9 protein-coding genes are annotated in these 10970 nt (G+C 70.8%); all 9 read left to right on the forward strand.

Annotated features, from left to right (window positions below):
- Positions 1–162 precede the first annotated feature (162 nt).
- The 9 genes from H4687_RS17175 to H4687_RS17215 all read left to right on the forward strand — a co-directional run bounded on the left by H4687_RS17175 (position 163) and on the right by H4687_RS17215 (position 10938).
- On the forward strand, positions 163–999 hold the full coding sequence (locus H4687_RS17175) for a hypothetical protein (RefSeq protein ID WP_046915548.1): 837 nt from the start codon (positions 163–165) through the stop codon (positions 997–999).
- 210 nt (positions 1000–1209) lie between these two features.
- On the forward strand, positions 1210–2454 hold the full coding sequence (locus H4687_RS17180; RefSeq protein WP_046915541.1) for an ROK family transcriptional regulator: 1245 nt from the start codon (positions 1210–1212) through the stop codon (positions 2452–2454).
- A gap of 160 nt (positions 2455–2614) precedes the next feature.
- Positions 2615–3952 (forward strand): ABC transporter substrate-binding protein, encoded by a 1338-nt coding sequence (locus H4687_RS17185; protein ID WP_046915540.1) that lies wholly within the window; start codon positions 2615–2617, stop codon positions 3950–3952.
- Positions 3953–3976: 24 nt separating this feature from the next.
- Positions 3977–4951: a carbohydrate ABC transporter permease gene (locus tag H4687_RS17190; protein WP_046915539.1), complete on the forward strand. Its 975-nt coding sequence runs from the start codon at positions 3977–3979 to the stop codon at positions 4949–4951.
- Complete coding sequence (locus H4687_RS17195; protein WP_046915538.1) at positions 4948–5847, forward strand: carbohydrate ABC transporter permease; 900 nt, start codon at positions 4948–4950, stop codon at positions 5845–5847. Before H4687_RS17190 ends, H4687_RS17195 begins: the two co-directional genes overlap by 4 nt.
- A 7-nt stretch (positions 5848–5854) precedes the next feature.
- Positions 5855–7120 carry a 6-phospho-beta-glucosidase gene (locus H4687_RS17200; RefSeq protein ID WP_046915537.1) on the forward strand — a complete coding sequence of 422 codons (1266 nt, stop codon included), beginning with the start codon at positions 5855–5857 and terminating at the stop codon, positions 7118–7120.
- Positions 7111–8121, forward strand: coding sequence for an N-acetylglucosamine kinase (locus tag H4687_RS17205; RefSeq protein ID WP_233443338.1), 1011 nt, complete (start codon positions 7111–7113; stop codon positions 8119–8121). Before H4687_RS17200 ends, H4687_RS17205 begins: the two co-directional genes overlap by 10 nt.
- 277 nt (positions 8122–8398) lie before the next feature.
- Positions 8399–9871, forward strand: coding sequence for a hypothetical protein (locus tag H4687_RS17210; RefSeq protein WP_404819279.1), 1473 nt, complete (start codon positions 8399–8401; stop codon positions 9869–9871).
- A gap of 20 nt (positions 9872–9891) precedes the next feature.
- Positions 9892–10938 (forward strand): glutamate ABC transporter substrate-binding protein, encoded by a 1047-nt coding sequence (locus tag H4687_RS17215; RefSeq protein ID WP_046915535.1) that lies wholly within the window; start codon positions 9892–9894, stop codon positions 10936–10938.
- Positions 10939–10970: the final 32 nt, after the last annotated feature.

Raw genomic sequence — 10970 nt, forward strand, 5'->3', positions numbered from 1 at the left:
GGGCACCCGGAACGCCCGCATCCGGTTGACCTGCGCTTTCGTTACCGTCTCCACAAGTACCCCGCATTCCCCTCGCACTAGTGATCGCCTAGTGTCACTTCCAACAGGCGGCCCTTGTTCTGGAGCGCAACGCCCAGGGGCCCGCCTCGAATGTGGGGACTCATGCGCAAGCTCGCCATAGGCGCCGCCGTGTCCGGCGCCCTGGCTCTCACCGGCCTGGCCGCGCCCGCCGCGCTGGCCGACTCGCCGGACCTGACCTTCGGCGCCGTCACCGTCAACAACGGCAAGCCGATCGTCATCGGCACCAAGGCCGAGGTGACCGTTCCGGTCACGTACAGCCTCACCCGGCCGACCGCTTTCACGGTCGACTACAAGAACAACTTCCTGGGCGTCGCCCTCTACCGAGGCAGGCTCGCGGAGCCCGACAACGCCATCGAGGGCCCGCCCAAGAAGCCCGTCTGCACCCCGACGGCGACGACCGACACCACGGTGACCGAGTCCTGCACCACGAAGCTCACCATCGATCCCCGGGACAGCCTCTTCGAGGGCGCGGACGCCACCACCTGGAAGGCGGCCGCCTTCTACAGCGAGCAGGCCATCGACGAGGACGACTCCGACGACCACATCAGCTTCCACCTCGGGAGCGACATCTGGGGCAACCTCGGCACCGCCAAGCTCCAGCGGCTCGCCAAGGCCACCGTCAACGCCACCCCCGAGCCGGCCGTCAAGGGCAGGACCCTGACCGTCAAGGGCACGCTCACCCGCGCCGACTGGAACACCAGCCGCTACGCGGGCTACAAGGGCCAGAAGGTGACCCTGCAGTTCAAGGCCAAGGGCGCCGCCGCCTACACGGACGTGAAGACGGTGACCTCCGGCACCACCGGCGCCCTGTCCACCACGGTGAAGGCGTCGAAGGACGGCACCTACCGCTACGTGTTCGCGGGCACGTCGACCACGGCGGCCGTGAAGTCCGCGGGAGACCTCGTCGACGTGAAGTGATGTGAAGCGGATCGAAGTGAACTGAGGTGACGTACGTGAGGTGAGGTGCGACCGCACCGCCTCGCGCGCCGCCGACCACACCGCCCCCGGGTAACGACTCCGTTGCCCGGGGGCGGTTTTTACTGGCCGGATATTGACGCCCACCTGGTCTAGTCCTATCGTCCTGGCATCCGACAGGAAACTTTCCTAACAGTTGGCAGGTGGCGGACCATGGCAGGAACACCCCGCGTACTGCGCGCCATGAACGACCGCGCCGCACTCGATCTGCTGCTGGAGCACGGGCCGCTCTCCCGGACCCGGCTCGGCAAGCTGACGGGGCTGTCGAAGCCGACGGCCTCGCAGCTCCTGGCCCGCCTCGAAGCCGCCGGGCTCGTGGTGGCCACGGGCACCGGCACGGAAGGGTCCGGCACCGGCGGACCCGGCGAGAGCGGTTCCGGCGCGGGCCGACCCGGCCCCAACGCCCAGCTCTACGCGGTCGACCCGACCGCCGCGTACGCCGCGGGCCTGGACGTCACCCCCGAACGCGTCCTGGCCGCCGTCGCCGACATCACCGGCCGCACGGTCGGCGAGTTCGCCGTCCCCACCCCCGGACGACGCCCCGCCGAACCCGTCGTACACCAGGTCACCACCGCCCTCGACGGGGCGGTCAAGGCCGCCGGGCTCGTCCGGGCGGACGTGCGCCGGCTCGTCATCGGCACACCGGGCGCCTTCGACCCGGGCACCGGGCGGCTGCGGTACGCCTCGCACCTGCCCGGCTGGCACTCCCCCGCCCTCCTCGACGCACTCGCCGCCGCGCTGCCGATGCCGGTGGAGTACGAGAACGACGTGAACCTCGCCGCCCTCGCCGAACAACGGCTGGGCGCGGCCAGGGGCCACGAGGACTTCGTCCTGCTGTGGAACGAGGGCGGTCTCGGCGCCGCGGTGGTCCTGGGCGGACGGCTGCACCGGGGGTTCACCGGGGGCGCCGGCGAGGTCGGCTTCCTGCCGGTCCCCGGTGTGCCCCTGGTGCGCCAGGTGACCAAGGCGAACAGCGGGGGGTTCCAGGAACTCGCCGGTTCGCAGGTCATCCCCCGGCTCGCCCGTGAGCTGGGCATCACCGACATCCCCGACGGCCCGTACGCCGAGGTCGCCGCCGCCCTCGTGGCGCGGGCCGCCACGGTCGACTCCGGTCCGCACCGGCGACTTCTGGCCACCTACGCCACCGCCGTCGCCACCGGTCTGGCCGCACTCGTGTCCGTACTCGATCCCGAACTCATCGTCCTCAGCGGCTCGGCGCTGGCCTCCGGCGGGGAGCCGTTGCGGGCTCTCGTGGCGGCCGAACTGGGCGAACTGGCCGCTTCCCGACCGCGGCTGGTCCTCGGTGACGTACTCGAACACCCCGTACTGCGGGGGGCGTTGGAGAGTGCTCTCGCGACGACGCGGGACGAAGTCTTCGACACGTTGACGCTCCGCTGAGTTCGGCCGCGTTCCAGTTTCTTCGAGAACCGGCCGCCCGTCGCGGCCGGTCGCGCCCCCGCGGCGGAGCCGCACTCGACACCGCCTCGCGCCCCTGAGGTTTCCCGGGCGCGCCCCCGTCCTTCCCGATCACCCCTCCCCTCCCTCAGGAGACCCCGCCATGTCCGGAATATCCAAGAACGCGGCGATCGCGCTCGCCGCCACCGCCTCCCTCGCCCTCCTCGCCACCGCCTGCACCGGCCAGGCGGACACCACCTCCTCCGACGACCCGAACGCCAAGACGACCATCACCTTCTGGCACGGGTGGAGCGCGCCCGGCGAGGTGAAGGCGATCCAGGCGAACGTGGACCGGTTCGAGAAGAAGCACCCCAACATCACGGTGAAGGTCGTCGGGAACATCAACGACGACAAGCTCAACCAGGCGCTGCGGGCGGGCGGTTCGAACGGGCCGGACGTCGTGTCCTCGTTCACCACGTCCAACATCGGCAAGTTCTGTTCCTCCGGGGCCTTCGCCGACCTCAAGCCCTTCATCGAGAAGTCGAAGCTCGACCTCGACAAGATCATCCCGAAGCCGATGCTGGACTACACGCAGTTCGAGGGCACCCGGTGCGCGCTGCCGCTGCTGGGGGACGCGTACGGGCTGTACTACAACAAGGACGCGTTCGAGAAGGCGGGCATCAAGGCGCCGCCGAAGACGTGGTCCGAGTTCGCCGTGGACGCGAAGAAGCTGACGAAGACCAAGGGCGACGGCTACGCGCAGCTCGGGTTCATGCCGAACTACCACGGCTACGAGACGGTCGTGGACCACTACATGTCGCAGTGGGACCACTCCTACTTCAACTCCGAGGGCAAGTCGAACATCTCCGAGGACCCGGCGTTCGCGGAGATGTTCACGTACCAGAAGAAGCTGGTGGACTCGCTCGGCGGCTTCGCGAAGCTGGAGAAGTACCGGAACACCTTCGGTGACGAGTGGGGCGCCAAGCACCCCTTCCAGACCGGCCAGGTGGCCATGCAGCTGGACGGCGAGTGGCGGCTCGGGATGGCGAAGGAGGCCGGGACCGACTTCGAGATCGGCACCGCGCCGATGCCCGTGGCCGACGACGAGGTGGCCGAGTACGGCAAGGGCTTCCTCTCCGGCACGGTCATCGGCATCGCCCCCCAGAGCCGGAAGCAGAACGCGGCCTGGGAGCTGGTGAAGTACCTGACGACCGACACCGAGGCCGTCGTCTCGTTCGCCAACGCCATCCACAACGTGCCGTCCACGTTCGCCGCCCTGAAGTCGCCCGACCTGAAGGTGGACGAGGGCTTCAGGACGTTCCTGGACATCGCCCAGAACCCGCACTCGAACACCCCGCCGGCCTCCATCAACGGCTCGACCTACCAGACGACGCTCCAGGACTTCGGCTACCAGTACGAGTCCGGCAAGGTGAAGGACCTGCACAAGGGGCTGGAGAAGACCGCGGCGCAGATCGACACCGACATCGCACAGGCGAAGTAGCGGTACGGGAACGGGATCCCTCCGATGTCCACGCACTCCCCGCGGGTGGCCCTCGCGTCCACGCCCACGCTGCGTTCGAAGCGCCGCCGGTCGGCGCTGCGTACCGTGGCCTTCCTGTCCCCCTGGCTGATCGGGTTCGGCGTCTTCTTCGCCTATCCGCTCGTGTCGACCGTGTACTTCTCGCTGATGAAGTACGACGGCTTCGGTACCCCGGCCTTCCGCGGCCTCGGCAACTGGTCCTACGTCTTCGAGGACTACCCGCTGTTCTGGCCCGCCCTGCGCAACACGCTCTGGCTGGTCCTCGTGATGGTGACCTGCCGGGTGCTGTTCGGGCTCGGCGTCGGGCTGCTGATCACGAAGATCAAGACCGGCGCGGGCGTCTTCCGCACCCTCTTCTACCTGCCGTACCTCGCGCCGCCGGTCGCCGCGACGCTGGCCTTCGTCTTCCTCCTCAACCCCGGGACCGGGCCGGTCAACTCCGTCCTCGAAGGGCTCGGCCTGCCGGCACCCGGCTGGTTCACCGACCCCGCCTGGTCCAAGCCGGCGCTCACCGCGCTCGCGCTGTGGGGCGTGGGCGACCTGATGGTCATCTTCATGGCCGCGCTGCTCGACGTGCCGAAGGAGCAGTACGAGGCCGCCGAGCTGGACGGGGCGTCGGCCTGGCAGCGGTTCCGGTTCGTGACACTGCCGACCATCTCGCCGATCGTGATGTTCGCGGTGGTCACGGGCGTGATCCAGACCATGCAGTACTACACGCAGCCCCTGGTGGCCGGAAAGGTCGCCTCCGGCGTCATCGGCGGCTCCGGGCAGCAGTTCGAGCCCGGCTACCCGGACAAGTCGACGCTGACGCTGCCGCAGCTCGTCTACAACCTCGGCTTCCAGCGCTTCGACTACGGCTCCGCCTGTGTGGTCGCCCTCGTGCTGTTCGCCCTGTCGATGGTGTTCACGGCGCTGCTGATGCGGCGCCGGGGCGGACTGATCGGAGCGGGTGACCGATGACCCAGGTACTCGATGTACACGACAGGCCGGTGGCGCGTGCCGCCGCCACGGCGAGCGAGCGGACCGCCCGCCGCCGGGCGCTCCTGGAGTGGATCGCCGTCCACTCGCTGGGCGTGGCCGCCGCGCTCTTCTTCACCCTGCCCTTCGTCTTCGTCGTGCTGACCTCGTTGATGGGCGACCAGCAGACACTCACCCGCGACCTGGTCCCGGACACCTGGGAGTGGGACAACTACCGCCAGGTCCTCGACACCCCCGGCTTCCTGACCTGGTGGAAGAACACGCTCCTCTACGCCGGCCTCGGCACGGTCCTCACCGTCGTGTCGTCCGTCCCCGTGGCCTACGCGCTCGCCAAGTTCCGCTTCCGGGGCCGCAATCTGGCCCTGATGCTGGTCATCTCGATGATGATGCTGCCGCCGCAGGTCGTCGTGATCCCGATGTACCTGTTCTGGGCCAAGCAGATGGACCTGTCCGGCTCGCTGTGGCCGCTGATCATCCCGATGGCGTTCGGGGACGCGTTCTCCATCTTCCTGCTGCGCCAGTTCCTGACGACCATTCCCGACGAGTACCTGGACGCGGCCCGGGTCGACGGCTGCGGCGAACTGCGCACCCTGCTGCGGGTCGTCCTGCCGATGGCGAAGCCCGGCATCGCGGCCGTCGCGCTCTTCCAGTTCTTCTACGCCTGGAACGACTACTTCGGCCCGCAGATCTACGCCTCCGAGAACCCGGCCGCCTGGACCCTCAGTTACGGCCTGGAGTCCTTCAAGGGCGCGCACCACACCGACTGGAACCTGACCATGGCCGCGACCGTGCTGGTCATGGCCCCCGTGATCCTCGTGTTCTTCTTCGCGCAGAAGGCGTTCGTCGAAGGCGTCACCCTGACCGGAGTAAAGGGTTGATACAGCTATGAAGCTCACCGTGGTCGGCGGAGGCTCGACCTACACACCCGAACTCGTCGACGGGTTCGCCCGGCTCAGGGACACCCTGCCGATCGAGGAGCTGGTGCTCGTCGATCCGGCCGCCGACCGGCTGGAGCTGGTCGGCGGGCTGGCCCGCCGGATCTTCGCCCGCCAGGGGCACCCCGGGCGGATCGTCACCACCGATGACCTGGACCGGGGCGTCGAGGGCGCCGACGCCGTCCTCCTGCAGCTGCGCATCGGCGGCCAGGCCGCCCGCGAGCAGGACGAGACCTGGCCGCTGGAGTGCGGCTGCGTCGGCCAGGAGACGACCGGCGCGGGCGGCCTGGCGAAGGCACTGCGGACGGTCCCGGTCGTCCTGGACATCGCCGAGCGGGTCCGCCGGACCAACCCCGACGCCTGGATCATCGACTTCACCAACCCGGTGGGGATCGTGACCCGCGCCCTGCTGCGGGCCGGCCACAAGGCGGTCGGCCTGTGCAACGTGGCGATCGGCCTGCAACGGAGGTTCGCCGCGCACCTCGGCGTGACCCCGGCCGAGGTCCACCTCGACCACGTGGGCCTGAACCACCTCACCTGGGAGACCGGCGTCCGCCTCGGCGGCCCCTCCGGTGAGGACGTCCTGCCGAAGCTGCTGGCCGGCCACGGCGACACCATCGCCGCCGACCTGCGGCTGCCCCGCCCGGTCCTGGACCGCCTCGGCGTGGTCCCGTCCTACTACCTGCGGTACTACTACGCCCACGACGAGGTCGTCCGGGAGCTGGGCACCAAGCCCTCGCGGGCCGCCGAAGTGGCCGCGATGGAGCGGGAGTTGCTGGAGATGTACGCGGACCCCGCGCTCGACGAGAAGCCCGCGCTGCTCGGCAGGCGGGGCGGGGCGTTCTACTCCGAGGCGGCCGTCGACCTGGCCGCGTCCCTGCTGGGCGACGGCGGCAGTCCGTACCAGGTGGTGAACACCCTCAACGGCGGCACGCTCCCCTTCCTCCCCGCCGACGCGGTGATCGAGGTGCAGGCCGCCGTGGGCCGTCAGGGGGCGGCACCGCTGCCGGTGGAGACCGTGGACCCGCTGTACGCGGGTCTGATGGCGAACGTCACCGCGTACGAGGATCTGGCCCTGGACGCGGCCCTGCGCGGCGGCCGGGACCGGGTGTTCCGCGCACTGCTCTCGCATCCCCTGATCGGGCAGTACGCGTACGCCGAGACCCTCACCGACCGGCTGATCGCACACAACCGGGAGCACCTCGCGTGGGCGTGACCGACAGCGTGCGCGGCGGCACCGGGCCGGCCGGGCGCGGGAGCGTGCTCGCCGTCGACGCGGGCAACAGCAAGACCGACGTGGCCGTGGTCGCGCCGGACGGGGAGGTGCTGGGCGCGGCACGCGGCGGCGGGTTCCAGCCGCCGGCCGTGGGCGTGGGCGTCGCGGTCGACGGCCTCGCGGAGGTGGTGGGGCGGGCCTTCGCCGAGGCCGGGGTCGGCTCGGTCGACCATGTCTCGGCGTGTCTGGCCAACGCGGACTTCCCCGTCGAGGAGGAACGGCTCGCGGCGGAGCTGGGCACGCGCGCGTGGGGCGCGACCGTCGAGGTCCGCAACGACACCTTCGCCATCCTGCGCGCCGGCGTGGCCGAGCCGCGAGGTGTGGCCGTGGTGTGCGGTGCCGGCGTGAACTGCGTCGGCATGCGCCCCGACGGCCGCACCGCCCGCTTCCCGGCGCTCGGCCGCATCTCCGGCGACTGGGGCGGCGGCTGGGGCCTCGCCGAGGAGGCGATGTGGCACGCGGCCCGCGCGGAGGACGGCCGGGGCGGTCCCACGGCCCTGGCCGCCGCGCTGCCCGCGCACTTCGGCCTGGACACCGTGTACGCCCTGGTCGAGGCCCTGCACCTGGAGCACATCCCGGCCGTCCGCCGCCACGAGCTGACCCCGGTCCTCTTCGCCACGGCGGCCGGGGGCGACCCGGTGGCCCGCTCGCTGGTGGACCGCATGGCCGAGGAGGTGGTGGCCATGGCGACGGTGGCCCTGACCCGCCTGGACCTCCTCGGGGAGGAGACCCCCGTCCTCCTCGGCGGCGGTGTCCTCGCCGCCCGGCACCCCCTGCTCGACGCCCGGGTCCGCGAGGCGCTGGCGGCCGCCGCGCCCAAGGCCGTCCCCCGGGTGGTCACGGCCGCCCCGGTGCTGGGCGCGGCGCTGCTCGGGCTGGACCGCGTGGGCGCGCCGAGGACCGTGCACGCGCGCGTGCGGGCGCACTACGAAGGAGGGTGACCCGGCAGCCCGCGCCACCCCCCGCCCCTCCTCCTCGAACGCGTTCGACCCCCAGGGAACCGAACCCGGCCGAACCGCGTATTCATGGGCAGGGGGCGGTGCGGGAAGCCTTGTGCTGCGCCGGAATTCGACAGGCACGGCACGTACGGACACGATCGGGGAACAAGATCGAGTCAAGGTCTGTGCGTGGTCACTCCCGGCGGCGATACTTGCGGCCGTGCACCTCCGTCCGTGGGAGCGGGCGGGCGTGACGGACGGATGACCAGGGGGAGGTCAGGTGACATTCACTCCGGAGGGCAGCGCGGCTCCTACGGCACCACCCGCCGGGCCGGGCCCGGTCGTGCCGTCCCAGGCCTCGCACACGCCGAGGCCCCCGGTGCCGTCCCCGGACCCCGACGGCGGCCCGCCCCGCAGGACCGCGTTCGCCGAGGGCGTCGACCTGCTGCGCGCCGCCGCGACGACCGAGCCGGGCCGGCTGCGCATCATCGGCGCCCTGCTCGCCCTCCTGGTCGTCGCGTTCGGCTCCGTCACCGCCTGGCAGATGAACGACCGCTCGGCCGCGGCCGACGACGTGCTCCACGGCAGCCAGCCCCTCAGCTCGGCGGCGGCGGAGATCTACAGTTCCCTGGCCGCCGCCAACACGGCGGCCTCCAGCGGGTTCCTCGCGGGCGGCCAGGAGACCGAGGAGTCGCGCAAGGACTACGAGCGGGAGATGCGGGAGGCGGCGAAACAGCTGGCCCTCGCCGCGACCGCGTCGGAGGTCGGCTCGGACTCCGAGGAACGCATCGCCAAGCTGAACGCCCTGCTGCCCGAGTACAAGGGCCTGGTCGAGCGGGCCCGTGCCAACAACCGCCTGGGCTACCCGCTGGGCGGCGCCTATCTGCGCTACGCGAACGACAAGATGCAGGGCATGCTCGGCGAGGCGCGGAGCATCTACGACAACGAGAACGAGCGGCTCCGCGACGACTACGAGGACGCCACCGCGTATCCGTGGGCCGCGATCGGTCTCGGGGTGCTCGCCCTCGGCGGCCTCGTGTGGGCCCAGCGCCGTAACTACCGGCGGACCAACCGGGTGCTGAACCACGGTCTCGTGGCGGCGACGGCCGCGTCGGCCGTCGTCCTGCTGTGGCTGGCCGGCGGTCACACCCTCGCCCGCTCGGGACTCAACGACTCCTACGACAACGGCGTGCGGTCCCTGACCGTGCTGAACGACGCGCGGATCGCCTCCCTCACCGCGCGTGGCAACGAGAACCTGACCCTGATCAGCCGGGGCGCGGAGACCACCGAGAACGCCAAGGGCAAGAGCGTGGACAAGTTCGACTACGCCTTCGAGACCAGCATGGCGACGCTCGAGAAGCAGCTGGCCGCCGCCGAGCGGATCGCCGACGACGCCGGCGGCGAGAAGCCGCTGAAGGCCGCCGGCGCCGGTATGGAGGAGTGGAAGAAGCGGCACGGGAACGCTCGCGAGGCCGACAACGAGGGCGAGTACCAGTGCGCTCTCGCCCAGGTGATCGGTGGCACGTCGCCCCCCGGCTGCGAGAACGGCGACAAGCCGACCGGCGAGTGCTTCGACGAGGTCGACAAGAATCTGGGCATCGCCAGCGCGTACGAGGCGAAGGAGTTCGAGCGGGCGGCCCAGGACGGCCGTGCCGCGATGCTCGGACTCCCCGTGGGCGCCGCGGTGCTGGCCGTGCTGGGCGCGGCGGGCGCGGTGCTCGGCATCGGGCGCAGGCTTTCGGAGTACCGGTGACGGCGGCGGGAGGAGGCGCGGTGGAAGGGGTCGCGATGAACGCGGTACGACGCCTGCGGGCCGGTCTCAGGGGCTGGGGCGGGGTGGGCGCGATGGCGGTCCTCTGCGCGCTGGCCGTGGTCTTCGCCCTGGTGCTGCCGGTGAGCGGGACACGCGACGGCGTCACGAGCACCGGGGGCCAGGGGGTCGCCCGGGGGACGCAGGCGCGGGCGGACGACTGCGAGAAGAAGAACGACCCGCAGAACCGGAGTCTCAGGCCCTCCTCGGACGAGTCCGGAAAGACGATTCAGCGGATCAAGGACAACGGCTTCATCACCGTCGGCGTCGACCAGAACAGCTACCGCTGGGGTTACCGCGATCCGAACGGCAAGAACGACGAGGCCCAGCTGGAGGGCTTCGACATCGACATCGTGCACAGGATCGCCGAAGAGATACTCGACGACCCGACGAAGGTGCGCTTCAAGGCGATCCCCACCAGTCGGCGCATCCCCGCGCTCCAGGACGGGGAGGTCGACATGGTGGTCCGCACGATGACGATCAGCTGCGAGCGCATGAAGGATGTGGCCTTCTCGCAGCCGTACTTCAGGACGGGACAGCAGATCCTGGCGCCCAAGTCCTCGACGATCAAGGGCTACGACAAGACGCTGGCGGACAAGAGGATCTGCACGGCGGCCACTTCCACGGCCCTGTCCGCCCTCACCGCCGGTAAGGAGTCGGGCGAGGTGCCCGCCTCCGCCGACATCTCCCTGCAGGTCCCCAACCAACTCGACTGCCTGGTGCGGCTCCAGCTCGGCCAGGTCGACGCCGTGGTCACCGACGGCGCCCTCGCCGCGAGCCAGGCGGCGCAGGACCCGACGGTCGATCTGAAGGGTGAGCCGTTCACCACCGAGTACTACGGCGTGGCGATGAACCTGGAGGCGGACGATCTGGTACGCCGGGTCAACCAGGTGCTGGTGGACTATCTCAAGGACGGCTGGCAGGACTCGTACTCCACCTGGCTGTCCGCCACGATGGGCGGGAACGCGGAGCAGTCCCGTCCGCCCTCCCCCCAGCGGTACCGGGACTGACACGGCGGGACCGACCGACGAGGACCGCATTC

The organism is Streptomyces stelliscabiei, assembly GCF_014873495.1.
Taxonomy (GTDB): Bacteria; Actinomycetota; Actinomycetes; order Streptomycetales; family Streptomycetaceae; genus Streptomyces; species Streptomyces bottropensis.